This window comes from Streptococcus sp. 449_SSPC, from assembly GCF_001073005.1.
Lineage (GTDB): Bacteria > Bacillota > Bacilli > Lactobacillales > Streptococcaceae > Streptococcus > Streptococcus salivarius_F.
In genome coordinates, this window is sequence record NZ_JVGR01000024.1 from 1 (window position 1) to 26591 (window position 26591).

At 38.9% G+C, this 26591-nt stretch carries 25 protein-coding genes and 1 other annotated feature; of the genes, 2 read left to right on the forward strand and 23 right to left on the reverse strand.

The window, feature by feature from the left end:
- Positions 1-224: 224 nt before the first annotated feature.
- The 4 genes from ADH51_RS05400 to pepV all read right to left on the reverse strand — a co-directional run bounded on the left by ADH51_RS05400 (position 225) and on the right by pepV (position 9993).
- A complete protein-coding gene (locus ADH51_RS05400) occupies positions 225-3338 on the reverse strand; it encodes a GbpC/Spa domain-containing protein (RefSeq protein WP_048675029.1) in 3114 nt (1037 codons plus the stop codon).
- Positions 3339-3799: 461 nt separating this feature from the next.
- The gene (locus tag ADH51_RS05405; protein WP_048675032.1) at positions 3800-7588 is read right to left on the reverse strand and encodes a YSIRK signal domain/LPXTG anchor domain surface protein; all 3789 of its coding nucleotides are present in this window, start codon (positions 7586-7588) and stop codon (positions 3800-3802) included.
- 373 nt (positions 7589-7961) lie between these two features.
- Positions 7962-8546, reverse strand: coding sequence for a uracil-DNA glycosylase family protein (locus ADH51_RS05410; RefSeq protein WP_021144234.1), 585 nt, complete (start codon positions 8544-8546; stop codon positions 7962-7964).
- A gap of 40 nt (positions 8547-8586) precedes the next feature.
- Positions 8587-9993: a dipeptidase PepV gene (gene pepV / locus ADH51_RS05415; RefSeq protein ID WP_048675035.1), complete on the reverse strand. Its 1407-nt coding sequence runs from the start codon at positions 9991-9993 to the stop codon at positions 8587-8589.
- A 361-nt stretch (positions 9994-10354) separates the two neighbouring features.
- Here pepV and ADH51_RS05420 point away from each other — a divergent pair, with 361 nt between their 5' ends.
- A complete protein-coding gene (locus tag ADH51_RS05420) occupies positions 10355-10540 on the forward strand; it encodes a 4-oxalocrotonate tautomerase (protein ID WP_002885057.1) in 186 nt (61 codons plus the stop codon).
- A 72-nt stretch (positions 10541-10612) separates the two neighbouring features.
- Here ADH51_RS05420 and ADH51_RS10055 read toward each other — a convergent pair whose 3' ends face one another.
- The 8 genes from ADH51_RS10055 to ADH51_RS05460 all read right to left on the reverse strand — a co-directional run bounded on the left by ADH51_RS10055 (position 10613) and on the right by ADH51_RS05460 (position 14434).
- Positions 10613-10828, reverse strand: a complete 216-nt coding sequence (locus ADH51_RS10055) for a hypothetical protein (RefSeq protein ID WP_048675085.1) — start codon at positions 10826-10828, stop codon at positions 10613-10615.
- Between the two features lie 51 nt (positions 10829-10879).
- The gene (locus tag ADH51_RS10060) at positions 10880-11134 is read right to left on the reverse strand and encodes a hypothetical protein (RefSeq protein ID WP_048675038.1); all 255 of its coding nucleotides are present in this window, start codon (positions 11132-11134) and stop codon (positions 10880-10882) included.
- Positions 11135-11219: 85 nt separating this feature from the next.
- On the reverse strand, positions 11220-11693 hold the full coding sequence (locus ADH51_RS05435) for a GNAT family N-acetyltransferase (protein ID WP_048675041.1): 474 nt from the start codon (positions 11691-11693) through the stop codon (positions 11220-11222).
- Between the two features lie 43 nt (positions 11694-11736).
- Positions 11737-12096 (reverse strand): 50S ribosomal protein L20, encoded by a 360-nt coding sequence (rplT, locus tag ADH51_RS05440; RefSeq protein WP_002885090.1) that lies wholly within the window; start codon positions 12094-12096, stop codon positions 11737-11739.
- A 56-nt stretch (positions 12097-12152) separates the two neighbouring features.
- A complete protein-coding gene (gene rpmI / locus ADH51_RS05445; protein WP_002885093.1) occupies positions 12153-12353 on the reverse strand; it encodes a 50S ribosomal protein L35 in 201 nt (66 codons plus the stop codon).
- Between the two features lie 38 nt (positions 12354-12391).
- Positions 12392-12922, reverse strand: a complete 531-nt coding sequence (infC, locus tag ADH51_RS05450) for a translation initiation factor IF-3 (RefSeq protein WP_002885108.1) — start codon at positions 12920-12922, stop codon at positions 12392-12394.
- A 13-nt stretch (positions 12923-12935) separates the two neighbouring features.
- Positions 12936-13058 (reverse strand) — a sequence feature (ribosomal protein L20 leader region).
- A gap of 23 nt (positions 13059-13081) precedes the next feature.
- Complete coding sequence (gene cmk / locus ADH51_RS05455) at positions 13082-13762, reverse strand: (d)CMP kinase (protein WP_002885119.1); 681 nt, start codon at positions 13760-13762, stop codon at positions 13082-13084.
- Between the two features lie 21 nt (positions 13763-13783).
- On the reverse strand, positions 13784-14434 hold the full coding sequence (locus tag ADH51_RS05460; RefSeq protein WP_002885112.1) for an SAG1386/EF1546 family surface-associated protein: 651 nt from the start codon (positions 14432-14434) through the stop codon (positions 13784-13786).
- Between the two features lie 45 nt (positions 14435-14479).
- Between ADH51_RS05460 and ADH51_RS09850 the strand changes: the two genes are divergently transcribed.
- Positions 14480-14677 (forward strand): ferredoxin, encoded by a 198-nt coding sequence (locus ADH51_RS09850; protein WP_002884882.1) that lies wholly within the window; start codon positions 14480-14482, stop codon positions 14675-14677.
- Here the strand turns inward: ADH51_RS09850 and ADH51_RS05465 are convergent.
- The 11 genes from ADH51_RS05465 to queG all read right to left on the reverse strand — a co-directional run bounded on the left by ADH51_RS05465 (position 14661) and on the right by queG (position 26499).
- Entirely contained in the window at positions 14661-15161 is a 501-nt protein-coding gene (locus ADH51_RS05465; RefSeq protein ID WP_002884906.1) for an EbsA family protein, read from the reverse strand. The two genes, ADH51_RS09850 and ADH51_RS05465, sit on opposite strands and share 17 nt — an antisense overlap.
- A gap of 56 nt (positions 15162-15217) precedes the next feature.
- The gene (gene pepT / locus ADH51_RS05470) at positions 15218-16441 is read right to left on the reverse strand and encodes a peptidase T (RefSeq protein ID WP_048675043.1); all 1224 of its coding nucleotides are present in this window, start codon (positions 16439-16441) and stop codon (positions 15218-15220) included.
- Positions 16442-16520: 79 nt separating this feature from the next.
- Positions 16521-18647 carry a GBS Bsp-like repeat-containing protein gene (locus ADH51_RS05475; RefSeq protein ID WP_048675049.1) on the reverse strand — a complete coding sequence of 709 codons (2127 nt, stop codon included), beginning with the start codon at positions 18645-18647 and terminating at the stop codon, positions 16521-16523.
- 157 nt (positions 18648-18804) lie between these two features.
- Positions 18805-19362, reverse strand: coding sequence for a signal peptidase I (gene lepB / locus ADH51_RS05480; RefSeq protein ID WP_048675051.1), 558 nt, complete (start codon positions 19360-19362; stop codon positions 18805-18807).
- A gap of 121 nt (positions 19363-19483) precedes the next feature.
- Positions 19484-20713, reverse strand: a complete 1230-nt coding sequence (locus tag ADH51_RS05485) for a tetratricopeptide repeat protein (RefSeq protein ID WP_048675054.1) — start codon at positions 20711-20713, stop codon at positions 19484-19486.
- A complete protein-coding gene (locus ADH51_RS05490; RefSeq protein ID WP_048675057.1) occupies positions 20703-21881 on the reverse strand; it encodes an AI-2E family transporter in 1179 nt (392 codons plus the stop codon). Before ADH51_RS05490 ends, ADH51_RS05485 begins: the two co-directional genes overlap by 11 nt.
- A 9-nt stretch (positions 21882-21890) precedes the next feature.
- Entirely contained in the window at positions 21891-22373 is a 483-nt protein-coding gene (locus ADH51_RS05495) for an NUDIX hydrolase (protein ID WP_037597740.1), read from the reverse strand.
- Positions 22374-22527: 154 nt separating this feature from the next.
- Positions 22528-23457 carry a permease-like cell division protein FtsX gene (gene ftsX / locus ADH51_RS05500; RefSeq protein ID WP_003092823.1) on the reverse strand — a complete coding sequence of 310 codons (930 nt, stop codon included), beginning with the start codon at positions 23455-23457 and terminating at the stop codon, positions 22528-22530.
- Positions 23450-24142, reverse strand: coding sequence for a cell division ATP-binding protein FtsE (gene ftsE, locus ADH51_RS05505; protein ID WP_002885005.1), 693 nt, complete (start codon positions 24140-24142; stop codon positions 23450-23452). The genes ftsX and ftsE overlap by 8 nt, the downstream gene beginning before the upstream one ends.
- Positions 24143-24229: 87 nt before the next feature.
- Positions 24230-25328 (reverse strand): peptide chain release factor 2 gene (gene prfB, locus ADH51_RS05510; protein ID WP_096833329.1). Its coding sequence is split into 2 segments (ribosomal slippage): positions 24230-25255 and positions 25257-25328, totalling 1098 coding nucleotides; the frame shifts between segments, so codons are not numbered across the junction.
- A gap of 52 nt (positions 25329-25380) precedes the next feature.
- On the reverse strand, positions 25381-26499 hold the full coding sequence (gene queG / locus ADH51_RS05515) for a tRNA epoxyqueuosine(34) reductase QueG (RefSeq protein ID WP_002885122.1): 1119 nt from the start codon (positions 26497-26499) through the stop codon (positions 25381-25383).
- Positions 26500-26591: the final 92 nt, after the last annotated feature.

Sequence of the window (26591 nt, forward strand, 5' to 3'; positions counted from 1 at the left end):
TATGTGCTAAACTATTATTATCCTGTCTCATCAGGGGTCCTCCTTTTGTATATTAGTTAGTGGTCGGGAAACCTTATCTAATATAACACTTTAGGGGGACTTTTTTGATACATCGCTAAAAGCTTTTCGGAACCACTAGCACAGCTAGTGGTTTTCGTGAGACAATAAAAACTAGATTCTAAATAGAATCTAGTTTTGATGGGGAACTAATTTAATAGCACCACTTAATCTTCTTTACGACGTTTGAAGAATCCTACAAAGGCTGCAAAAATCATTGAAAGAAGTCCAATAAATCCAGCATTGCTAGTGTGCTCACCAGTTTGTGGCAACTCAGCTTGAGGTACTACAGGAACTTCAGTATCTGGAGTTGGTGTAGTTGGTGGTGTCACTGGAGTTGGAGGAGTAACAGGTGTTGGAGGTGTTTGTGGAGTAGTCGGTGGTGTTGGTGGTACCACGTGAGACTCTCTCTCAACGACATAGTTCTTGTGCCATACAACACTTGGTTTTTCAGGAGTTTTAGGTTCTACTGGTTTAGCAGGAACTTCAACTACTTTTGGTGTTGGTGGCGTTGGTGCCGTTGGACCTGTTGGTGGTGTTGGTTCAACCGGTTTTTCTGGAACTTCAACCACTTTTGGTGTTGGTGGCGTTGGTGCCGTTGGACCTGTTGGTGGTGTTGGTTCTTGAGGTTTACCAGGAACTTCAACTACCTCTGGAGTTGGCGGCGTTGGTGCCACTGGCTCTTTTGGAGGTGTTGGTGGTGTTGGTTCTTGTGGATTGATACCAACTGTTTTAACGACTGGTTTAACCGGTGCTGTTGGTGGTGTTGGTGCCTTAGGTTCTTCAGGTTTTTCACCTGGATTCTTAGGCAAACCAAGGTTAGAGTTGATTGCGAACCAGTAAACTGTTGGTGCGCCATCAGCATTTGCACCTTCAGCAGTAAATACCAAGTGACCATTAGTCATCTTGATACCTGCACCTCCATAGTAGAGGTAAGGTGAATCAGCGTTATCCCAACCTGTCAATTCTGATGTTGTCTCACCATTAAAGACTGCACCATGGTCAATGTATTGGTTATCATTGACAGATGTTACTTCTTTAGTAGCAGCATCATAAGTAACTGATGATTTTGGAATAGCGATGAATTGGTTATCACCAATATTTACATATTCTTGGTGGCGTGTTGATTGGTATTTTTTCTTAGGTGTGAATGTAATCAAACCAGTTTCAGCAGAAACACTGTATGAACCAATAACATCATCTTTATCACCAAACGTATAATCTTGGTTACCAAGAGCGTGTCCATTACCGCTACCTGAAGCATTAAGAGTTGTGACATCAGATGGAATTTCACGTGAGACAACCCATTCTGAACCATTCCAGTCAGTGATAGGAACCACTACCTTAAGTGGGTTCTCATCTGAAATGTTAACTGTAGCTCCACCAAAATCTGCGTAACCAGATTTTGTAACAACTTCACCGTTTTGGATTGCCAAAGTAGAACCATCTGCGTAAGGATTGTAAGTACCGCGAACAGTATTACCATTAACGTCTTTCGCTTCTACTGTAAGTGGACGTGGGCGCTCAGATGTTTCAACATAAGCTGCACCGTTCCAGTGGTTAAGTGAGTTAAGTGCTACGATAGCATTACGCTCACTAAGGTTGAACATTTTACCATCTTTATCGTAAAACTCAACATCTACAGCTACTTTAACTGGTTTATCTTGATCAGTTGATGCTCCAACTGTCATAGTTACTGTTGGATCCTTACTGATTTTCGCGATACCTTTTCCGTCGTTTGATGGAAGGCTAACGATTTCGTAACGGTATACAACACGTTTGATTGCTGATGCTTCATTCTCAACAAGCATGCTTGATTGGTTCAAGCCATCGTAAGTAACAACAAATTTGTCACCTTCTTTAACTTGAATCCACTCGTCTTCAGTGTTTGTCCAAGGACTGTTTGAAACAATGTCAGATGCTTGTAACTTGTTAGAATCATATTGGAAAACATTACTTGTGTTAAGACGCTCTTGTGCTTCTTTTGTCAAGTAGTTGCTTACACCTTCAACTTTGTGTGTCGCATCGTTTTCACGTTGGAAGGTCAATTCTTGAACAACTTCAGCATCTTTAAGGTTACGATATACAGGATCATTCATGTATTTATCGTAAGCTGTTTTAGCATCTTGATATTGTTTAAGTGCTGTTTGGTAGACAGCTAATTTGTTTTGATACTCAAGGTACTCTTGGTCATATTTAGCTTTTTGCTCATTGTAGACAACCAAGGCAGCTTCGTATTTAGCTTTTGCATCTGCATTGTATTTTTCAATAGCTTGTTTTGTTTCAAGATCTGCTTCATAAGCTGTTTTCTTAGCGTTATAAAGTTCAAGATTCTTGTCATATGCTGCTTTTTCTACATCATATTTAGCTTTTGCTTCATTGTATGCTGCTAGCTCAGTTTGATATTTAGCTTCAGCTTCAGCGTTACGTTTTTCAGTAACAACTTTTTCAGCTACTTTATTATCATAGTTAGCTTTTTCAGCATTGTATTTAGCTTTATCGCTATTGTACTGAGCAAGGGCTGCTTCATAATCAGCTTTTGCTTGGTTATATGTTGCCAATTCTGCTTGGTATTTAGCTGCAGAAAGCGCATTTTCTTTATCAGCGGCTTCTTTTTCTGCTACCTTAGCATCATAAGTAACTTTCTTAGTCTTGTACTCTGAAAGAGCTGAGTCATAAGCTTGCTTAGCAATTTGGTATTGCTCTGAAGCTTTATCATAAGCTGTTTTTTCAGTATCATATTTAGCCTGAGCTTCAGCATTTGTTTTATCAGCAAGTGCTTTCTCAGCTAATTTGGCATCATAGTTTGCTTTTGCTTTATCATAGTCAGCTTTATCTGACTTGTATTGTTCTTTAGCCGCTTTATAATCAGAAACGACTGTATTGATTTTCTCTGCTTGTGCTTTATTATCTGCAGCAGCTGCTTCAACAGTTTCTTTGGTTTGAGCAGGTTCTTCCCTAACCTCAACCCCTTCGTTAGTTGCAGCTGTTTTTGCAGCTTCTAAGCTTGTATTTGTTACTTCACTCGTTGTAACAGTTGTGTTGCCTTCTTCAGTAACGTTAACAACTTTCTTTTCAGTTGAATCTGCTACGGCTGAAGTGTTTTCTTCAACAGCATCTGTTGCTTCAACTGCTGGTGTTGCTGAATCTGTAGTTGTTGCTACCTCATCAGCGCTTGCATTTGAAGCTCCTACTGCAAGAACTGCAGTCCCCAAAAGAACAGAAGCCGCACCAAGGCTAGACTTTCTGAGTGAATAACGTTGTAATTCCTTTTTCCCCATTTAAATTACGTCCTTCTATATTTAGTTATGTTCATATTCTAACAAAAGAAAGAACCATGTCAATTTGAGATATCTCATAAAAACACGCATTCCTTTAAATTCGATTAGATTCTTAAATTCAAATACTTTTTAATATCAAAATATTTGATAGACAAAACCCTATTATTAATAGCGTTTTCGATACAAAAAGGAGGTTTAATTTTATAATATCTAGTCCAATTCGCTTTAATGTTTTTTTATTGAAAAGATTATGAAAAACAATCAACTATAAGCTTTCATTTTACTTTTCATAGTGATATTTAGCTTTTGGATAGCTATTTCACCTAAATCATGTCCTCTCGTTTGCCCTATTAGTTTTAACATTCAAACTTATTTATGCCGATAATATGCAAAGAATAAGTAACAAAAAAAAGACTAGACTGTCTTGCACAGCAAAACAAACTAATCTTTCATATTTCCTATTAATGTTTACGTTTGCGAACTGACCATAGACCTGAAAGGGCCATTGAAAGCAGGCCTAGACCTGTTACAGATGCTAATTTTTGGTTAGAGTCACCTGTTTCTGGCAATACGGCGCTATTAGTTCTTTCTGTTTCTTGCTTAGCAACTATAGAAGAAGTTGGTGTAACGCTTGGTCCTGTAGGTGTTCCAGGAGTTTTTGGTTTTTGAGGAGTTGGTGGCGTCGTTGGTACTGGACGTGTTACGCGCTCAACAAGATAATTTTTATGCCATTTTACCTTAGGAGCTACAAGTTCTTTAGGTGAAACAGGTTTATTAGGAACATTAACTGTGACCATAGTTGGTGGTGTTGGAGCTGTTGGCTCTGTTGGTGGAGTTGGTTTTGTTGGCTCACCAGGTACCTCTACAACTACAGGTGTAGGTGGAGTCGGAGCCTTAGGTTCTACTGGAGCCGTAATCTTACGTGGCTTTACTGGCACTTCAACTAAAGCTGGAGTTGGTGGCGTTGGAGCTTTTGGTTCTGTTGGTGCCTTAGGTTCCTCTGCATCAACTGTAACCACAGTGTAGTTAGGTTCTGTCGGTGGTGTTGGCGCTTTAGGTTCTTCTGGTTTGCTTGGTTCCGCAGGAACTTCAACAACTGTCGGAGTTGGTGGCGTTGGTGCTTTTGGTTCTGTTGGTGCCTTAGGTTCCTCTGAATCAACTGTAACAACTGTATAGTTAGGTTCTGTTGGTGCCGTAGGGGCAGTAGGTGGTGTTGGTTCTGTTGGTACCGCTGGAAGAACTTCCAATGTAATCGTTGGTGGTGTTGGAGCCTTTGGTTCTTCAGGAGCTGTTGGCTCTTTTGGCGCTTCACCTGGATTTTTTGGAATACCAACATTTGAGTTAATCGCAAACCAATATACTGTCGGTTGACCAGCAGCATTAGCTCCATTGGCCGTAAATACCAAGTGACCATCAGACATCTTCAAGCCTGCTCCACCATAATAGAGGTATGGAGAAGATGGATTATCCCAACCTTCAAGAGTCGCTGAAGATTCACCATTAAAGATTGAGCCATGTTCAATATATTGGTTGTCTTTAAACGACGTTACTTCTTTAGTAGCGGCATCATAAGAAACACTAGAATTTGGAATTGGAATATATCTATTATTGCCAATATTTACAGACTCTTGGTGCTCCACATTTTCAAATTTCTTCTTAGGAGTAAAGATGATACGTCCTGAAGTTGGATCAATCGTATAAGAACCGATAACATCATCTTTACCATCTAATGTGAACTCATCTGTTCCAATAGAGTGACCGTTCCCAGCACCTGAAACATTGACTGAAGTTGCGTCAATAACAGTTTCTTCACTAACTGTAAATTCACTACCATTCCACGTTGCTTTTTGTGCCACAATCTTGATTGGGTTTTCAGCAGAGATAGTGACATCAGCAGTACCAAAGTCAGCTGTTCCATTTTTAACAACAACCGCATTGTTTTCAATGCTCATTGATGAACCATCTGCATACGGATTCCAAGATCCTCGAACAGTGTTACCATCTTTATCCTTGGCTTCTACTGTAAGGGCACGAGGTTTATCCCCACTATCTACATAAGAAGCACCTGTCCAGTGGTTAAGAGAGTTCAAAGCAACAATCGCATTATGTTGTGTCAAATCAAACTTATTGCCATTACCATCATAGAATTCAACATCTACAGCAACCTTAACGGGTTTATTTTGGTCTGTTGAAGCACCGACTGTTAGTGTTACAGTTGGGTCTGAGCTAACGGCTGCAATTCCTTTACCGTCATTTGATGGAAGACTCAAAATTTCATAGCGATAAATCACGCGCTTGATCGGATGCATATCCGTATTTTCACGCATGCTTGACTGATTCAAGTTATCATAAGTAACAACAAATTTATCGCCTTCCTTAATTTGAATAAATTCAGTTTCATTATTGGCCCAAGGACTAGTTGCTACAATATCTGAAGCTTCCAATTTATTGGAATCATACTGATGTACATTGCTTGTATTCAAACGAGCTTGAGCATCACGAGTGAGATAAGCACTGATGCCATCGATGGTATGAATGGCTCCACCTTCACGTTGGAAGGTCAAATCTTGAACAGTTTCTACATCTTTTAGATCTTGGAAACCATTATCATTCATGTACTTATCATAGGCTGCTTTAGCATCTTTGTACTGTGCCAAAGCTGTATGATATTCAGCAAGTTTTGTTTGGTATGTAGCAAAATCTTTGCCGTATTGCTCTAAATCTACATTGTATTTTGCAAGCTCAACTTCATACTTAGCTTTTGCAGCATCTTCTTCTGCTTTAATAGCAACAAGTTGATCATAGGCTGCTTTATCTTTATCGTATTGCGCTTTCTTAGCTTGGTATTCTTGTAAATCTTTATCGTATTGTGCTTTAGCTGTATTATAAACAGCCATTTCTGCATCATACTTGGCTTTAGCTTCCGCATTTGCCTTATCAGCAGTTGCTTTTTCGGCTACTTTGGCATCGTAGGCTGCTTTAGCAGTCTTGTAGGCAGCTAAATCAGTTTGATATTTTTCGTAAGCCGTATTGTAAGCAGCAAGATCTTTCTCATATTGCTCTTGAGCTGCCTTATCAGTAATTTCTGCTTGTGTTTTCTCAGCTACTTTAGCATCATAGGCAGCTTTTTTCGTATTGTATTCAGCTATAGCGGCATCATACGAAGCCTTATTTGTCTTATATTCAGACAAGGCTGCTTCGTAAGTGACCATTTCTGCGTCATACTTAGCTTTAGCTTCTGCATTAGCTGCATCAGCTGCTGCTTTTTCGGCTACTTTAGCATCGTAGGCGGCTTTGGCAGTCTTGTAGGCAGCTAAATCGGTTTGATATTTTTCGTAAGTGGCATTATAAGTAGCTAAATCTTTCTCATACTGCTCTTGAGCAACCTTGTTTTCGATTTCTGTACGAACTTTTTCAGCTACTTTAGCATCATAAGCTTCTTTCTCAGCATCATATTTTGCCTTGTCTTTGGTATACTGAGCCATAGCAGCTTCATAGTTCTTCTTAGCAGTTTCATAAACAGCCAACTGTACCTTATAATCAGCTTCTGACTTAGCATTAGCTGCATCGGCAGCTGCTTTTTCTGCTACTTTAGAATCATAAGTTAATTTTTGAGCATTATACTCTTTCAATGCTACATCATAGGCTTTATTATCAGCTTGGTATTTAGCTAACCCTTTTTCATAAGCAGCTTGATCAGTATCATACTGTGCTTTAGAAGCAGCGTTTGCTTTATCAGCTGCTGCTTTTTCGGCCACTTTAGCATCGTACTCAGCCTTAGCTTTATCATACTCAGCTACATCTTTTTTGTGGTTTTCTTTTGCTTTCTGATAATCCGAAACAACCGTGTTAATCTCTTTTGATTGAGCTTGATTGTCAGCAATAGCACCCTCTAGGGATGTATGTGTTTGAGGTGCAGTTTCTTCGACTTCTACCCCTTCTTTTACCGCAGAAGTTTTAGCATCCTCAAGACTATCAGTTGTAACAACACTTGTTGTTACAGTGGTATTTCCTTCTTCTTTGACAGAAACAACTTGCTTCTCTGAATGATCAACAGTCGTTGCCGGATCAGCAGCAGTGTCTGTTAGTACAGAAGCACTAAGTGGTGTATCAGTAGCAGCTGAAGTTGAAACCTCATCTGCATGTACACCAGTTGCCCCCATCGCAAGAATGGTTGTACCCAAAAGAACAGAAGCAGCCCCAAAGCTATACTTCCTGATTGAAAAACGTTGTGAATCTTTTCTTCCCATATCACAAATTTCCTTCTAAATTTTCTTAACACCTAAAGTCTATCACTTTTAAACTTTCTGTCAATGGAATTGTCTTAATATTTTTAAAAAATTACACTCATTTTCAATTTGTAAGTATTATTTAATTGATTCTTTAGTTTAAAAGGATAGCTACCTTAATTTTATATGTTACTTCTTCTGAAAATTAGAATTAAATTGCACTGTATAAGCTAAGTATTAAAATTTTGTTAATTATTTTTGCAACTATTTTTGTTATAGCATCAAAAAAAGCCCCAAGGGGCTCAAATTTTTATACCATTTGGACATGTTCTGAATGTTGCTTCATTAATTTGATAACAATACCTAATGACAATCCAAGTTTATATATCAGAAATCATTGACTTAAGATTTTTTTGACCAAGGCCTTCAAATCTGGAACTACTTCTTCCATAAACCATGGATTTTTGGCTTGCCAAATATTATTTCGTGGAGAGGGATGAACGAGAGGGAAAAACTCAGGAAGGTAATCTTTGTAATGCTTAACTGTATCCGTTAATTTTGCCGACGATTTTTGATGTAAATAGTAACGCTGTGCATAGTTACCTACTAAAATCGTCAATTGAATATCAGGAGCTAAAGCAAGAACTTTCTCATGCCACTTATCTGCAAATCCTTTGCGAGGAGGTAAATCACCTGATTTCCCATGACCTGGGAAATAAAAATCCATTGGCACAATAGCAAACATGCCAGATTCATAAAATTCTTCGCGTGAAACACCCATCCAATCCCTGAGATTATCACCGCTAGGATCATTCCAGTAAAGGCCGGACTCTTGGGCACGAATACCAGGAGCTTGTCCTACGATATTAATTCGTGCCGTTTTTGGAATGGTAAACAAGGGTTTTATACCTTTTTCCGTAAAAGCTTTATTTTGTTCATCGGACATGATTGCTTGTGTTAATTCTTCAAGTGTTTCCATATTTTCCTCCTCAAAAAAGAGACAAAACTGTCTCTCTTTTTTATTTGATTAACTCATAGATAGCTTCTGCATAAATGGCAGCAGCACGGTACAAGTCTTCAACCTCAGTAAACTCATTTGCTTGGTGCATCGTGTTGACATAACCAGGGAACATAGCTCCATAGGCAACACCACGTTTGAGGAGACGTCCAAATGTTCCGCCACCAATAATTTGTTCATGACCTTTAAGACCTGTTTGTTTCTCATAGACTGAAAGAAGAGTCTCTACCATAGGATCATCAACTGGTACATAGTGTGGCACATGACCGTGTTCTGAGAGACTAACCGCCTTAGGACCTTCGAGTTTTTCAAGATCAGCCTTAATAGAGTCCGTATCAACCCCTTGAGGATAGCGGAAATTCAGAGCAATCGTATTATCTTCTGATTCCTTAGAGAAGTTAAATACACCTGCATTCATGGTCAATTCACCCATCTTAGGATCTGTAAATGCAAGACCTGTCTTTTCAGCAAAGAAATCTTTATGAAGTGTTTCAGCAATTATATCCAAATACGTTTTAGCATTGCCTTGGAAATCAAATTGACTAAGGAAGAGTGCCAAGTAGGTTGCCCCATTAATACCATTTTGAGGCATCATACCATGAGCTGATTTCCCATGAATAGTCACATGGAAAACACCTGCTTCTTCGGTCACTTGACCAGTTACTTCTTGTTCCGAAACAAAGTCAGCTAATTTGGCCTCAAGTTCTTTCAAAGTGATAGGTCCAGTAAAATCTGCACTTGCTGATTCAGGAACCATATTTTCACGCAAACCACCATTAAAGGACACAAGACTAAAGTCCCCATCATTTTGACCTTCAAAATGGAGATAGGCTGTAATATTACCTTTTTCACCATTGATAATTGGGAATTCTGCATCAGGTGAAAAACCAAAATCAGGATCTTTCAATCCATTATGAGCGAAGTAATATTCCATATCGCCCCAACCAGATTCTTCATCAGTACCAACAATGAAGCGAACACGCTTAGATACTGGAAGCTCGAGTTCTTTAATAATTTTCAAGGCATAGTAACAAGCCATTGTTGGGCCTTTATCATCTGATGACCCACGGGCATAAAGTTTACCGTCTTTGATTACAGGTTCGTAAGGATCTGTATCCCAACCGCTACCAGCTGGAACCACATCCAAGTGGGCAAAGATACCCAAAACTTCATCACCTTGACCAAATTCAAAGTCACCAGCATAATTATCAATATTACGAGTTTTATAGCCATCACGTTCTGCTAAAGCAAGAAAATGTTCCAAAGCTTTTACTGGTCCAGGACCAAATGGGTGCTTATCATCAACCTTACTATCATCACGTTCTGAGTTAATACGCAAAAGACCAAAAAGGTCCTCCATCAAAGCATCTTTGCGCTTATCAACTTCGGCACGAAAATCAATTGTCATAATTTACTCCTTACTGTCTCTAGTTAGCATTATTTTACCATTTTTAGTAAGAGTTTTCATCCTTTATAAATAAAGCCAATAAAAAATGCTATCTCTTACCTATCATCACAAGACGCCTTACTATTTCGAATAGCATGTGAAACATTTCTTAAATCAGTAATGATCGAATCAAAAGTAATACTATTGCTTTCAACTAGTAACACTTTCTCTTAGCTACCGGCCTCTTTTTACTTTAGGCTTTACTATTGAAATCATTCGCATTTTAGCATTACGATAATATCATTACAAGAATTTCCAAAAACTTTAGAATATTCTCTTAATTAATGCTATAATAGGACTATCAAAACTAAGGAGATGCATTATGCCATTTGTAAAAATTGATCTCTTTGAAGGTCGCACTGAAGAACAAAAAATCGAACTTGCTCGTGAAGTTACTGAGGTTGTATCACGTGTTGCGAAAGCACCTAAAGAAGCTATTCATGTTTTCATTAACGATATGCCAGAGGGAACTTACTACCCACATGGTGAAATGAAAAAGAAAAACTAATCATCATTAAGCAGTCACATCCGTGGCTGCTTTTAATATTAAAAGAACTGGAGAGAAACTCCAGTTCTATACTTAGATTATAGTTGGTAATTCTTCATCGTCTTCAAAATTCTCTACGACTTCTTCACCAGGCAATGGTTTTTGCAGTTTTCCCAAGATAAAGCGTGAGATGGGACCAACTACTAGAAAATTAAGTGGTAAGGCCATGATAACATTTGTCAACCAAGCACGGCCATAGGATGAGAGCGTCACCGACTGACCGTTGTACACTAAGCCATAGAGCGACATAAAGGTTACCATGAATAGCGCCATGGTTCCAGAAATCACCAAAATCTTCGCTCATCGTTTATCATGGGCTTTTACTTTATGTAAAATAGCAAATGCAATTGTCTTGGCTAGTGGTCCCACCAAAAGCATATCCAGTAAGAAAGCAACTACAAATCCAGGAAGATAACCTTGGAAAAAGTGACCCCAAGCAAAGGGAACTACTCCAGTCCAATCAAGGATGAGAAGATTCCAGAGACTCATCCCACAGACCATCATTCCACACATTAAAATCGTAAAAAGCAAAGCTTCTTTAAAATTACGAGGCATTAAAATTCTCCATTTCTAAAAGTTCTCTTTCAGCATATCAAAATTTTTTATTCCTAGTAAGTTAAATTTCTCTCATGAAAACGTATTATTTTAGGATAGTTTCCATTTCTGTATATCTCGGTTTCATACCTAAACGTTCGTAAAAACGTAGAGCACCCGCATTATCATTCCATACGTGAAGTGTCAGATTATAACAATCTAGCTCCTTAGCATAGTCCAAGGCAAATTGATAAAGCTTCTCCCCCAATTTTTGACCTCGAGCCTCCTTATCAACGCATAAATCATCAATAAAAAGAGTCTTAACAGCCTTTAGTGGACCATTATTATCAGATACTTCTTTAATCATTAAGAATAGATGACCTAAGATACGGCCTTCTTCATCCTCATATACAAAAATAGGTTTATTTGGATCATTAATCACTGCTTCTAAGTCTGCATCTGTAAATTTACTGCCCTCTGACTTAAAAACATCAGGACGTGCATAATGATGCACTAGAAGAATCTGCCCCAATAACTCCTGTAATCTTGGAATATCTTCTGCTCTTGCTAAACGAATCATTATTACCTCCATAAAAAAAGATGGGTAAAACCCATCTTAATTCTTATTTACCAAGTTTTGCTTTAGCTGCATCTGCAAGAGCTGTGAAAGCTGCTGCATCGTTAACTGCCAAATCAGCAAGCATTTTACGGTTAACTTCGATTTCAGCCAATTTCAAACCGTGCATCAATTGTGAGTATGACAAACCGTTCAAACGAGCTGCCGCATTGATACGTGTGATCCAAAGTTTACGGAAATCACGTTTCTTTTGACGACGGTCACGGTATGCATAGTAGTAAGAGTTCATTACTTGTTCTTTTGCAGTACGGAACAAGATGTGTTTTGCACCATAGTAACCTTTAGCAAGTTTCAATACACGTTTACGACGTTTGCGTGATACAACGCCACCTTTAACACGAGCCATTTATATATTCCTCCGAATTAATTCTAGTTTAGTTAATTTGTAATGCTTGTAGCGAATTAACGCATTTGTGAAAGCATTGATTTGATACGTTTAAAGTCACCTGAATGTACCATTGACGCTTTACGAAGGTGACGACGTTGTTTTTTAGTTTTACCATGGAAACGGTGAGATGTGAAGGCACGGAAGCGTTTCAATCCACCTGAACCTGTACGTTTGAAACGTTTAGCTGATGCGCGGTGTGTTTTTTGTTTTGGCATTTTAAAATTCTCCTCTTAAAATAGTGTTAGTTTGACAATTATTTTTTGTCAGGAATTGGTGCAAGTTGCATGAACATTTGACGTCCATCCATCTTCGCTCTTTGCTCAATAATCGCAATATCTTGCGTTTTTTCAGCAAATTCCGCCAAGACCTTAGCTCCGATTTCTTTGTGAGTAATCATACGACCTTTGAATCGGATAGAAACTTTAACCTTGTTTCCTTTTTCAAGGAACTTACGGCCGTTACGAAGTTTAGTTTCAAAGTCACCTTTATCAATAACTGGACTCAAGCGAACTTCCTTAACGGTAACAACGCTTTGTTTCTTACGTTGTTCTTTTTGTTTCTTTTGATACTCAAATTTGAACTTACCATAGTCCATAATCTTCGCAACAGGTGGCGTAGCTTGTGGTTGGATGAGAACCAAGTCAACATTTGCATCATCTGCAATAGCTTGCGCTTCTGACAATGGTTTAATTCCCAATTGTTCACCATCAAGACCAACAAGACGAACTTCACGAACGCGAATTTCATCGTTAATGAATAGATCTTTCTTAGCTATGATCTTCACCTCTTTATTTTTTTAGAGAAAAACAAAGCGGACTTGATATACAAGCCCGCACACATAATACCCCTATAGGGATTTGACATGTTGGGCCAGACAACCTAAGTCGCAAGGCGAGAAGTTCTCACTTCTGCTTTTCTCATTGTTAATAGTATAACAAGTGAGTCATCCTTTGTCAATAATTTTTTTTGCTTTTTCTTGAATAAATTCCACAACACCATCAATAGATACACCTGTAGTGTCAAAAGTGATGGCATCTTCCGCTGGTTTAAGAGGTGAAACTTTACGATGACTATCTTTATAGTCACGTTCAGCAATTTCTTTTTTTAGAGTCTCAAGGTCAGCAGGAATACCTTTTTCGATATTTTCCTTATAACGGCGTTCCGCACGTTCATCAACTGAAGCAATCAAGAAGATTTTGAGTTCTGCATCAGGCAAAACCACGGTCCCAATATCACGACCATCCATGATAATAGCACCATCTTGAGCAATACGTTGTTGTTGGGCAACGAGTTCTTGTCGCACTTCAGGAATGGCTGCTACCCAAGAAACATTATTTGTGACTTGGTTATCACGAATTGGGTGTGTAATATCAACATCACCTACATAAACTTGCTGACTACCATCTGCAGCTTTTCCGAATGAAATCGGATGTTGAGATAGTTGCTCCAAAATTTCTGGTACATTTTCCTCAGTCAAACCATTCTGCAAGGCCAAATAAGTTGCAGATCGGTACATAGCACCTGTGTCAAGATAAGTATAGCCAAGATTTTTTGCAATAATCTTGGCTACTGTACTTTTTCCACTTGACGCAGGACCATCAATAGCAATTCTAATATCTTTCATGATGTTCCTTTGCTTTTAAAATTATTGAACGTTAACGACGTCACCTGGGTTAGCATACCAGTAACCACTTGTCATGTGATCAGGGTTAAGACGTTCCAACTCATCTACAGAGATACCTGCACGTGCAGCGATAGAACCAGCACCTTCACCAGATTGAACAACAATTGATGAACCATCTGCTGCTGCCGTAGCACTTGATGGTGCTGTCTCAGCTGACTCAGTTGCATCTTCTTTTTCTACATGTTTAGAAGAGCTTGATGCTTTAGTTGAAGATGATTTCTCTTTTGAAGATTTTTCTGTAGTAGATTTCTCACTTTCCTCATCTTTGTTTGAGTCTTTCTTGCTAGATGAAGATTTAACAACTTTGCTAGTTGAAGATGAGTAGAATCCAGATGATTCCTTAGATTCCGCAGTTTTGTTTCCACCAACATTTGAAGTATAGAAAACAAAGAACAAAATACATACAACAATAACAAAGAATAATCCAAGCAAGACTGTCAAGAATGATGAATTAATGAATCCGCCACCTTTTTCGCGTTTTTCATCTGAAGGAGTGACATCCTCTTCTTCTTCATAATCCTCAAACTCATCTTCATCATCTAGAAAATCAGCGTCAACTACTTCTTCCAACTCTTCGTCAGAAACCTTATCTTCCCATGGTTTTTTACTCATGATATTCTCCTTGTAAAAACAATAAATCTATTTTAAAATAATACTATGAAAGTATCATTAATTCCAGAAAAATGTATCGCTTGTGGTTTGTGCCAAACCTACTCTCCCGTCTTTGATTATGATGACGAAGGTATTGTTAGGTTCAGAGACAGCGACCAACTCAATCAAATTATTGAAAATAGCCCTGAGACTTTGACTGCCGTCAAGTCTTGTCCCACTAAAGCCCTTATTTGCGAAGTTTAAGCTTCAGGGCTTTTTTTGATTCCTCATAAAAGGCAAAGTAATCAAAGTTTGTCATATGATCCAATAACTCTACCTCACCTTTGAAATCAGGGTGAAGGGCTAATGCATCTAAGAAATATTTCTTAGGCCACTTTCTCATATAAAACTGACGTTTTTTACCATTTTTAAAAATAAGGCACAAGCCAGTTTTAATCACTTCGACTTTTTCAATATCACTAATTTTCACTTTGCGTGGTCTAAAAATATTGAAAGAAACAATACGCAGAATCCCATGATCTTCAATAATAAAGTATCGATGGAAACCTAAACCAAATAAGGCAACGAAAATAGTGAAGAGCATCAAAATATGTGAGGGCACCGAGTACAACTCGAATAGAAGGGCCGCCGCAATAAAGATTGGCGTAATGGCTAAAGACCAGTAGATAATCAGCCAAGATAATTCGGGTTGCCAATGGTAACGATACTTGCCGAAAATTTTAATCATCTCAGCACCTCCATTACTTCTAATTTTACCATAAAATCAGTATTTAGCAAGCTCAATTAAGGTTTACTGACAATTCCAAGAATAACATCTACGGCTTTTCCCATTGTCTGCAAGGAAACGAACTCATATCGACCGTGCATATTTTCGCCACCAGCAAATAAGTTTGGAGTTGGAATGCCCATGAATGAAATTTTAGACCCGTCAGTTCCACCACGAATTGGTTCGATGACTGGCGTAATATCTAAGTCTTCCATGACTTCTTTTGCTAACTCTACAGGTGTCATGTCTTTTTCAATAACCTGACGCATGTTATAGTATTGATCTTTAAGTACTAAATCAACGCGTGTCAGACCATAAGCTTGATTCATTTGATCAGCAATCTCTTGGAAGGTTGCTTTACGATTTTCAAAAGACTCTGTTTCAAAATCACGGATGATATAAGAAGATTTTGCTTCCTCAACAGTACCTGTCATGGTTTGAAGATGGTTGAAACCCTGATAGCCATCTGTCAACTCAGGGCGTTCTTCTGCTGGCAACTGATTATGAAAATCAATTGCCAACTGCAGGGCATTAACCATTTGGTCTTTTGCTGTTCCAGGGTGGACATTGCGTCCGTGGAAGGTAAGTTCTGCTCCTGCAGCCGAGAAGGTTTCATACTGCAATTCACCCAAAGGTCCACCGTCAACTGTGTAGGCAAAATCGACATCAAAATCTTCGACATCAAATTTATCTGCACCGATTCCAATTTCTTCATCAGGACCAAAGCCTACACGAATTTCACAATGTTTGATTTCAGGATGAGCCTTCAAATAAGCCAAAACCGTCATAATCTCAGCAATACCAGACTTATCATCAGCCCCAAGAAGAGTGGTACCATCAGTTGTAATAAGTGTTTGACCAAGATAATTATTGAGATTAGGGAAATCGGTTGGATCTAGGTTATAACCTGAACTTCCAAGAGGAATGACCCCTCCATCATAAGAGTCAATAACTTGTGGTGAAACTCCTTCTGCATTAAAATCAGCAGTATCCATATGAGAGATGAAACCAATCTTACGTGTTAACTTGTCATCGTTAGCCGGAAGGGTTGCCACTAGGTAACCATTACTTTCCAAATAATGGATATTGGACAAACCTAGTTCTTCTAATTCTGGTTTTAAAACCTTCAAGGCAAAATCCACCTGGCTTTGTGTCGTTGGCGTTCTTGTTGCATTTTCATCACTACGTGTATTGATTTTGACGTAACGTAAAAAACGCTCTAAGAGTAAATCGTAGGCCATAAGCACTCCTTTTGTTGTATTTAGTATTTACCTCAATTATAGCATAAAAACCCATCATAATGATGGGTTAACATATAACTTAAACTTTAGATTCTTTTTCATAGTAAGACTTAATCCCTGCCACAATTGCGTTAGCTAAAGTCTCCTGATAAGCAGATGTATTCAAACGGGCTGCTTCTTGAGGATTTGACAAGAAACCTAGTTCAAGAAGGACTGCCGGAGCTGTCGTCTCACGCAAGACCGCAAAGGTTTGACGCTTCACGCCCTGATTCTGTGCTCCAGTCGCATTAATCAGGCTAGACTGGATAGCATTGGCCAAGGTTTCACTCATGCTCAATCGAGTTGGATTAGCATGGTAGGTTGCATTAATACGTGATGGGTATTCTGCGTAAGGTTGGTAATAATAAGTCTCAATTCCCTGTGCTGCAGAACTTCCTGAAGCATTGATGTGAATACTTACGAAGATATCTGATTCAGAAGCATTAGCTGCACGTGAACGATCCGTCAAGTCGACATAGGTATCACTTGTGCGTGTGGTTACAACTTGATAACCTTCTGCTTCTAGTTTAGCTTTCACGCGGCTTTGGATAGCCAAGGTCAAGCTCTTTTCAGAAATACCAAAGTAAGAAGCTCCTGGATCATAGCCACCATGACCAGCATCGAGATAAACAATCTTATTTAAAACATCGTAGTTTCCTCTTGATGCTGAACCGATTTTCTTAGGTGCTACCACATCAGCTGAAGTTGCCCCAAAGCCGATATTCTTACCTGAAGCATCAACAATATAGCCATGAACGATGTACTTACCTGAATTCCACTTGTGCTGGCTGGCTGAAATAGTCACTCTGTAGGAACCATCATCCTGTTTTGTGGCATTATGCCAAACAAGATCATCCTGGCCATTTTGCTCAGACCAGACGGGGATTAGGACACCTGAAATACCACTTGGATTTGTCAGATTGGTGATAAGAACATCAAAGGTTCCACGATTTTTATCATTATTGGCAATAGTTAAGGTTCCTTGAGTCTTAGTAATATCAAGTGTCACTTGTTTGCCACCTAGGCCAATATATTTACCATCATTGTCAACCAGATAGACATGAGAATTATACAGACCACTATCACCCTTATGGTTGCTTGAACGAACGGTCACCTTATAGTCTCCATTAGCTTGCTTAGTTGCCTTGTACCAGATGATATCATCTTGACCGTTCTTTTCAGACCAGGTTGGAACTAAGACTTCTTTGAAGCCTCGTGGCGCAACCAAATTTGAGATAACAAGATCATAGCTACCAGTAGCATTGTTGAGACCAGTAATAGCAAGGTCGGCTTTGGGATTTTGGCTCTCTACTCCTTCATTTTCTAGGACGGAGTTGGTCGTATTGCTCACTGCATCCCATTCATAAAGTTTATAGGCTTCAATCAAACGGATAAGTTTTCCAGCGTAACTTGGATCTGTCGCATATCCTGCATTCTTCAGTTCCTGAGCCGCAACGCGATAATCTGTTTCATTCACAACTTTTCGGTAATTGTTTTTTCGCCACTCGGTACTCGTAAAAAATTTTGCATGGTCTACTACGCTATCATTCCATGAGGCATATTTTCGAAAAGCAGCATTGACTGTGATATAGTCACTATTAAGATATTCCTGGGTAGGCACAGTCACGATTTCTCCATTCCAGTCCTCTGAATATTTAATGCCAAAAAGATTATTATTCGGAGCCTTAGCAAGTTTAGAGCTCCCCCAACCACTTTCTAGGATAGCTTGTGCTGCCGTAATAGAGGGAAGGACTCCTTCCTTAGCTCCATCCATAGCTCCTTGCTTAATGGCACTAAGAAAATGACTTTGATTTTGATCAATTTCGCTAAGTTCATCTGCCTCTTGATAAGAGCTTGTGGTCACAGAACTATTGGTTAAGACAGCTATTTTTGAAGAATCTGCCAGACTTGTTTGCTCCTCCTCTAATACCTTTTCACTTTGTAGATTCATTTGACTCGTTGAATTATCGTGTACTCCTACTTCAGAATAACTCGCCTCGTGATTCTCTGTACTTTCTTTCAAAGTTGAAGATGTGTCAGTTGGTGATAACATTTCATCTGCTTTAGCCGAGTGACCAGACATGCCTAAAAATAAGATTGCTAGCATAACACCGCACAGTCCATAAGCTTTGCTTTTCTTAAATCCAAAATGAAATCCTAATTGCATCTTAATTTCCTTTTCTACTTACAATTTCTGCTAATTCATTTTAAGACGATGAAACTATCAGCATCATAAAGTCTTAAAATAAACCTTCACCAATTTATTCGCAAAAAAAGCTAGAAACTTGTCAAAAGTTCCTAGCTTTTTTAGTAGTATTGAAATATTAATCGACATCAACGAAACCAAAACGTGATAGAGGATACAATCTGAAAGAGATAACACCTTTAATTTGGTCTTTTTCAATGAGACCAAACTTACGACTATCATCTGTATTACGACGGTTATCGTTCAGTACAAGATATTGACCCTTTTCAATCTTAGTTTGTTTATTATCTGTCAATGTTGCAATGGAAAAATCATCAGTGAAGAAGTTTCCAGGTGAAACTGTCGCCAAATAAGCTGATTTATCCTTGCTAATATAGGCTTCGTCAACTGACTTATCATTGACATAAAGGAAATCATCCATAGCTGTCACGCTCTTGCCCTCATCAGCAATAACACGACCAATATATTCCTTGCCATTAACTGTATAAAGAATAAAATCTTTTTTCTGAGGCTCAACATTTTTATTGAAAGTAACATAATCACCAGCATGAATATAGTCATTCGCCTGACCTTCAGTCACACGGTGTGTTGAAAAGACAAAAGCTCTCAACAATAAAATCACTACAATGACAAGAACTGCTATGATAATATTTCGAATTAAATCTCTCTTAACCATACTTACTCCTTATGGGTTCTAATAAAATCATAACATAAATAGAGAAATAAAAAAAGAGGGAGTGAGCAAGCCCAATGTATCTCTCCCTCTCTTTAAACCAATGATTAAAGCCTTTCGCAGCTTAATAATCCTCAAGAAATGTTTGCATATTGACATCATCTGGAACTAAGGCAAGGTATTTTTCTGCTGTTGCACGCGCCTGATCTCTGTAACCAAATTCCCTCTGGATATATGCATAATCATGGAGGAATTCAGGATTTTCAGATAAATCTGTAGCCAAATCTTGATAGATTTGAAAGGCTTCTTCTTCATCATCAAGTGCTTGGTAGGCCTTGGCAATGTTCCAACGAGCCAAAACAGAATCAACTTCGTAATCGGCTAAAGCTACTAGATCCTCGTAACGTTCTTCTTCTAAATAGAGAGTACTTAAACGTAGAACAATCTCATCTTGGTCCTCAGCGAGTGGTAAGCCTTGCTTCAGATAAGATTCAGCAGATTGAGTGTCATGCAACTCATAGGATAACTGTGATGCTAACAAAAGTAATTGAACATCAAAAGCATTTTTTGAAATCCCTTGTTGTGCCATACGTAATGCTTCTTCAGTTTTATGTTCTGCATGTAAGGACAAGGCGTAAAAATACTCATAACCCTCGAAGTCAGCAGACATGGTTTCTATCTGCTTAAAGTAAAAATTAGCTTTTTGATACTCTTCTTGATCATAGAGCAAAGTGGCTAACTCAAAAGCAATGGTATCATCGTATTCAATTTCAATAGCTTTTTCCAAAAATTCACGAGCAGCTTCAAACTTACCAAGACTGGCATAAGCCTTACCAATGCGTTCATAAGTAGAAACGCCAGTCATTGCCAGGAGGTCACGATTATCCAATTTAGCATAGTATTGAATAGCTTGTTCAAAATTTCCAAGTTCAAATTCCATCTCAGCCAAACCAAAAAAAATCAATGAGTCATCTGATAGTTGACTTGCCTCCAACAACTTATCACGTGCCACATCAGTTAAGCCCTCCATTTGATAGAGGTCTGCCTTTACAATTAAAGCAGACAAATAGTCGTCAGAGTCTTCAGGTATGGCATCCAAATAAAGAAAGGCCTCTTCAATATCGCCATCTTCGGCTGCAATTTGTGCTAGATTGACATTAACCTCTGGAAAATCAAAACGAACTTTTTCGTAAATTTCCTGTGCCTGTTGTAAGAAACCAATAGACTCTAGGTAGTGGCCCAACTCAACAAGAATCTCTGCAGGATCTTCTCGTAAAGCTTTTTTAAAATATTTGTCTGCGTGGTCTAAATCTTGGTTTCCAATAGAGGCAACCATTTTTTCACTATTTAACATCGTCTTTTTGTCCTTCATTTTCTAAATCATCTTGATAAAGATTACTTACAGAACGGTACCAATCAAAAATCTCTCTAACAACAACCTTGACAGAGGCATAGATTGGAATCCCCAATAAGACACCCCAAACACCGTAAAGAGAACCTGCTGTCAAGAGAATGAACATAATGGTAATCGGGTGAATACTTAGTTTATTTCCCAAAACAAGTGGAGAAACAAAACGCCCTTCAATAGTTTGCTCAATGACAAAAATGATGAGGACCTTGATCAGCATAGCAGGTCCTTGCACCAGCCCCATGATTACAACTGGTACCATAGCAAGAAAACTTCCTAGATAAGGAACCATGTTTAGAAAACCTGCCATAATACCAAAAGTCACACCATATCGAAGTCCTACAATCTTAAACATAATACAGAACATGATAGCAACGACAATAGCGACTGTAACCTGCCCTTGAACATAGCCTTCGAGCTGACTATTAATATCTGAAAGCATACGAACAGTTGTTTCACGAAAGCGAGTTGGTAAGGCTGAGACAAAGCTATGTTTCATCTTTTGGCTATCTCTTAAAAGGTAGAAGAGAATGAAAGGTGCCAAAATAATAGCTACTGTCACCCTTGCTACTGTGCTCGCAAAAGTTCCAACCCACGTCAAAGCAGATGAAGAAAAGTTCTCAGCATAGTTGACCATTCTCGCTGAAAAATCACTAAGCATGGACTCTAAATCTCCGTGGAAGTTAGAAAGAATAGGAAGATTAATCCAACGTTCCGTCTCACTATTGGCACGTGCAATATATGATGGTGCATTTCTTATTAAGATCAAAATTTGATTTTGTAAGCTTGGAATGGCTGTTGAAATCCCCCAAACCAAGAGCAAGCCAAGAATAGCGTAGATGACCAAGATAGACATGGTTCGACTCAATCCCGTTCTTTCTACAAGTAGTACCAAAGGTTTTATTAAATAATAAAGGAGCATGGAAATAACCAATGGCAACATAATAATGGTCATAAACTGGATGACGGGTGAAAAAATGGGACTAATCTTGGTAAAAATCAAAACCGTCAAACCAATCAAAAGTAAGATGAAAAAAGCTACGACAGCCTGATTATTCAATATCCACTTAAAAAACCATGTTTCTGAAAAATTTTCTGTTTTTTTACGCTTCATAGTTCCTCCCTATTTATCATAAAATGTTACAGTTTTATCTACCAAGTTCTGGTTACGATCGTAGCTAAATTTTGCAGAGAAGAAAGGTCTATCTTCAAGAATCCACTTGAAAATCTCATAGTCACCTTCCCAAGTTGGTTTAGATAAGACCTCATCATATGGTACCCATTCAAGCGTTCCTTCACGAGACTCTTCATCTGAGATGAGTTCTCCTTCAAAACCAGTTACCTTAAAGACATAGGTGTACCAATCATGACCGGGGGTAAATTCTGGGAAGGTAATCATACCTTTAAAATCCATCTCAGTCACTGTAAAATGGGTTTCCTCGAGAATTTCACGACGAGCACATTCATCTGGTGTCTCTCCAGCTTCTAGTTTTCCCCCGACAGAAATCCACTTTCCTTCATGAACATCATTAGGCTTTTTATTACGATGTAGGAGCAAAAGCTCCTTTCCATTGTCAATATAACAAATGGTAGCTAACTTTGTCATAATGCATCTCTTTTCCAATGTTTTTTAAATATTATACCAAATATGGGATTGGATTTGGGCTTTGAGCAGACGATTTTGAGATATAGTTGAAAATCTGCTTTTCTGAATCTCCGGACAAACAAAAAGAGAACCAAAATAGTTCTCCTTTAATCTCTTAGTATTTCAAATAACGGCGCATTGCCATACGTGACCCAATCGAACCGATAATAATACCGACTGCGAAGAGGGTTCCGATAACCGCATAGACAAACCACTCTGGATCATACATCGAAATACCACCTTTAACGAAATCAGGGTTCAAAGATGAGTATACCATGTGATACAAAAGATAAATGAGGCCAGAAGGAATGATAGCACCAAGTGCACCAATCCAAGCACCCTCCATCAAGTAGGGACGACGAATATATGAATTCTTAGCACCTACCAAACGCATGATTTGAATTTCAGTCGCACGTGACATAATGGTAATACGGATGGTATTTGAAATCAATAGGACAGCCACAATCGTTAAAAGAGCTGTGGCAATGATTCCCCAAAATTGAACACGTTTCATAGTAGACATCAGAATTTCGGTATCTGACCCACCAAAGTTAGCATTATCAACGCCCTGAATGGCTTTAGCTTCCTTAGCAACTCGACTGACATCATCTGGTGATTTCGTTTGAACGATGTAAACATCAGATAGTGGGTTAGCATCCCCAGTCGCTGTCTCGAAACTTGACCCCATTGTTTCAATGAGTTGTTTCTTTTGTTCTTCTTTGCTAGAGAAGGTAACCTTATCTACACCTTTGATTTTGGTCAAAGCATCATAAATCTTATGGTAGTCTTTATTAGCTACAATCTGTCCAGAAAGTTCCTTGACTGTTTTCGAGGCATCTGATGAATCTGGATCCAAATAGACATTGACCTGAATGTTCTTTTCAATATCTGAAGCCAATTTCTGTGTATTTAAGATAACAGAGCCAAAGACACCTAAAAGTGAAAGAACAATCATTACCGAAAATACTGCCGTAAGTGTCGACAACAAATTACGTTTGAGATTCTTAATCGATTCTCCTAAATGGCGGAAAAAGCGTCTAATCATGGTAACCGTACTCTCCTTCCTCTTCATCGCGAACAATACGTCCTTCCTCAATCGCTACGACACGATGACGAAGGTTATTAACGATAGTTGAGTTATGCGTTGCCATTATAATGGTAGTCCCTTGCAAGTTGATACGTTCAAGGACCTGCATAATTTCCCAAGAAATCTCTGGGTCCAAGTTCCCTGTTGGTTCATCCGCAATCAACACTTTTGGATTATTTACAATAGCACGCGCAATAGCAACACGCTGTTGCTCACCACCAGACAATTGATTTGGGAACGAACGCATTTTGTGTTTAAGACCAACCAACTCGAGTACTTCTGCCACTCGTTTCTTGATATGACGAGGTTTCTCTCCAATAACTTCCATAGCATAAGCAACATTTTCAAAAGCTGTTTTCTTTGGAAGGAGTTTATAATCCTGGAAAACAACTCCAATGGAACGTCTCAAGAGTGGAACATCTTTCTTACGAAGTCGGGTTAAATCAAACTCTCCAACTTTCATAGAACCACTCGTTAATTTTTCTTCTTGGTAGAACAAGCGAATTAAACTTGATTTACCAGCACCAGAAGGGCCGACTAAGTAAACAAACTCCCCAGAGTTAACAGACAAATCAATGTGTCTAAGGGCTGTTGTTGACTTATCATACTTCTTAGTAACATCTTTTAATTCAATAAGAGCCATAATGTCAGTATTCAACTACTAAAGTAGCTGAACGCCTTCCTTTCATTGAGATAGAGTATATTAATACTTGAAATAAGTATGTTATTACTATTCTTCCATACGCCACTTGAGGTAGGCATCGATGAAGCCTTCAATATCCCCATCCATTACCTTATCAACCTGGGCAACTTCATAGCCTGTACGGTGATCTTTAACCATGGTATATGGCGTGAAAACATATGAGCGAATTTGACTTCCCCAAGTGATTTCTTTCTTATCACCTTTCAAAGCATTCACTTCTTCTGCTTTCTTTTCTTGCTCCATTTGATAGAGTTTAGCTTGAAGCATCTTCATCGCACGGTCGCGGTTCCCATATTGTGTACGGTCAACCGTTGAAGCAACAACAATACCAGTTGGAATATGGGTCAAACGCACACCTGTAGAAACCTTGTTGACGTTCTGACCACCAGCACCACCTGAACGAAATGTATCCATCTTGATATCATCATCACGAATTTCAACTTCAATGGTATCATCCAATTCAGGCATAACTTCCACAGATGTAAATGAGGTATGACGACGTTTGGCAGAGTCAAATGGTGAAATACGAACCAAACGGTGGACACCCATTTCTGATTTGAGGAAACCATAAGCATTAGGTCCTTCAAAAGCAAGGGTTACAGATTTAATTCCAGCTTCATCACCAGCCTGATAATCCAAAGTCTCAACCTTGAAACCTTTGGCATTTCCATAACGTTGGTACATACGGAGCAACATATCAGCCCAGTCCTGAGCTTCTGTACCACCAGATCCTGGGTGAATTTCCAGAATGGCATTGTTATGGTCATATGGTTCAGACAAGAGCAGTGTCATCTCGTAACTTGTCATAATCTTATCAAGTTTTTCGAGTGTTTCTTCGAGCTCTTCTTGAACACTATCATCTTCTTCCAACATTTCTAAATAAAGCTCTGTTTCATCAGAGAGTTCTTGCATATTGTTGAAAGTTTCGTATTTCATTTTGAGCTCATTTAACTCTTGTGAAGTTTTTTGAGCTGCAATATTATCATTCCAAAAATCTGGCTCAGTCATTCGGTTTTCAAGGAGCGCAATGTCCTCTTCCAAACGATCTAAGTCAAAGAGACCTCCCGAAGCTCACGAGCTTCTCTTGATTTTCAGAGATTTTTTGGCGAATTTCTGCCACTTCCATGGATAGGTTTCCTCCATTTTATAGTATTATGCTTAATTCTAGCATAAATCACTTAAATTTGCCATTTTGCACACACAAGCTCCCATTCGGCTTGGGATTCTTCATCCTTAGGTGACAGTTCCCGCATATAGTCTAACATAGCCTCGTCAGGCTTTTTAACGATTTCCCCAAGTGCCCAGATGGCAGTTGCCGTATGAATGGGATTATTATTCTTATCAATTATCTCCATCAGTTTGACAATGGCATTTCGATCATGAAGGTTAGCCAAGGCAATAATGGCATTGCGCTGAAGAATATTCTTTCCTCGCCAAGAACCGGCAATCATTCCAAATTTCTCCTTGAATGATTTGTTGGTCAGTTCAAGAAATGGAAGCAATTCAGGCATGGCAAGCTCAGGATCAATCTCTGAAGCCAAGGGATTGTCAATACCTCTATTGTATGGGCAAGAAATCTGACAAATATCACACCCATAGATAACAGTCTTGATTTTCTTTCGAAACTCCATATCCATCATGCCCTTGTCCTGGGTTTGGAAGGATAGGCAGCGACGAGCATTCATAGTCCCATCACCAATAAGGCAAGATGTCGGACAGGCATCCAAACAACGACGACAATCCCCACAACCATAATCAACTTCTTGGTCTGGCTCTATCTCTAAATTAGTGATGAGCTCACCAAGATACATGTAGGAGCCGTATTCTTTTGAAATCACTAGTCCATTCTTTCCGATAAAGCCAATACCAGCTCGCTTGGCAACTGCTGTATCGACCAAGGCCCCAGTGTCCACCATACCTTTATATTCGAAGTTTTCCGTCAGTTTTTCAATACCTTCTGCTAGGCGTTTTAGTTTGTCCTGCAAAACATAGTGATAATCTAGGCCCCACGAATTAGGAGTGATTTTGCCCCGCTTAAATTCTGTTTTTGGGGGCTGTTGTGGCAACTTATGCGGATAGGCAACTGCAATGGAAATGATGGTTTTAGCTGATTCCAAAGTCAACTTAGGATAAATACGCTCTTCAATATTTTTATGTTCAAACCCTGTCGTTCTCCCTTCTTCAACGCCAAGTCGAAGGGATTTTTCCAGATAGGCAAAATCATCAGCGGTTGTAAAACCAATTTTTGAGATGCCAATTTCCTTGGCCATCTTTTGTATTTCTAACTTGATATCCATATTCTTATCATAATGAAAATGTAGTCCAAGGGCAAGTATTTTCCACCATCTTCATTTACAGACAAGCCTTAACCTTTTTGTTACAATGTTCC

Bases quoted from the DNA above. Each gene is read 5' to 3' on its own strand.
- pepT (WP_048675043.1), bottom strand. From the start codon at position 16,441: ATGGCCTACGATTTACTCTTAGAGCGTTTTTTACGTTACGTCAAAATC.
- ADH51_RS05400 (WP_048675029.1), bottom strand. From the start codon at position 3,338: ATGGGGAAAAAGGAATTACAACGTTATTCACTCAGAAAGTCTAGCCTT.
- lepB (WP_048675051.1), bottom strand. From the start codon at position 19,362: ATGGTTAAGAGAGATTTAATTCGAAATATTATCATAGCAGTTCTTGTC.
- ADH51_RS05420 (WP_002885057.1), top strand. From the start codon at position 10,355: ATGCCATTTGTAAAAATTGATCTCTTTGAAGGTCGCACTGAAGAACAA.
- ADH51_RS05435 (WP_048675041.1), bottom strand. From the start codon at position 11,693: ATGATTCGTTTAGCAAGAGCAGAAGATATTCCAAGATTACAGGAGTTA.
- ADH51_RS10055 (WP_048675085.1), bottom strand. From the start codon at position 10,828: ATGTCGCTCTATGGCTTAGTGTACAACGGTCAGTCGGTGACGCTCTCA.
- ADH51_RS05490 (WP_048675057.1), bottom strand. From the start codon at position 21,881: ATGAAGCGTAAAAAAACAGAAAATTTTTCAGAAACATGGTTTTTTAAG.
- ftsX (WP_003092823.1), bottom strand. From the start codon at position 23,457: ATGATTAGACGCTTTTTCCGCCATTTAGGAGAATCGATTAAGAATCTC.
- queG (WP_002885122.1), bottom strand. From the start codon at position 26,499: ATGGATATCAAGTTAGAAATACAAAAGATGGCCAAGGAAATTGGCATC.
- cmk (WP_002885119.1), bottom strand. From the start codon at position 13,762: ATGAAAGATATTAGAATTGCTATTGATGGTCCTGCGTCAAGTGGAAAA.
- ftsE (WP_002885005.1), bottom strand. From the start codon at position 24,142: ATGGCTCTTATTGAATTAAAAGATGTTACTAAGAAGTATGATAAGTCA.
- ADH51_RS09850 (WP_002884882.1), top strand. From the start codon at position 14,480: ATGAAAGTATCATTAATTCCAGAAAAATGTATCGCTTGTGGTTTGTGC.
- ADH51_RS05495 (WP_037597740.1), bottom strand. From the start codon at position 22,373: ATGACAAAGTTAGCTACCATTTGTTATATTGACAATGGAAAGGAGCTT.
- pepV (WP_048675035.1), bottom strand. From the start codon at position 9,993: ATGACAATTGATTTTCGTGCCGAAGTTGATAAGCGCAAAGATGCTTTG.
- rpmI (WP_002885093.1), bottom strand. From the start codon at position 12,353: ATGCCAAAACAAAAAACACACCGCGCATCAGCTAAACGTTTCAAACGT.
- ADH51_RS10060 (WP_048675038.1), bottom strand. From the start codon at position 11,134: ATGCCTCGTAATTTTAAAGAAGCTTTGCTTTTTACGATTTTAATGTGT.
- ADH51_RS05475 (WP_048675049.1), bottom strand. From the start codon at position 18,647: ATGCAATTAGGATTTCATTTTGGATTTAAGAAAAGCAAAGCTTATGGA.
- ADH51_RS05460 (WP_002885112.1), bottom strand. From the start codon at position 14,434: ATGAGTAAAAAACCATGGGAAGATAAGGTTTCTGACGAAGAGTTGGAA.
- ADH51_RS05485 (WP_048675054.1), bottom strand. From the start codon at position 20,713: ATGTTAAATAGTGAAAAAATGGTTGCCTCTATTGGAAACCAAGATTTA.
- ADH51_RS05405 (WP_048675032.1), bottom strand. From the start codon at position 7,588: ATGGGAAGAAAAGATTCACAACGTTTTTCAATCAGGAAGTATAGCTTT.
- ADH51_RS05465 (WP_002884906.1), bottom strand. From the start codon at position 15,161: ATGATTAAAATTTTCGGCAAGTATCGTTACCATTGGCAACCCGAATTA.
- rplT (WP_002885090.1), bottom strand. From the start codon at position 12,096: ATGGCTCGTGTTAAAGGTGGCGTTGTATCACGCAAACGTCGTAAACGT.
- ADH51_RS05410 (WP_021144234.1), bottom strand. From the start codon at position 8,546: ATGGAAACACTTGAAGAATTAACACAAGCAATCATGTCCGATGAACAA.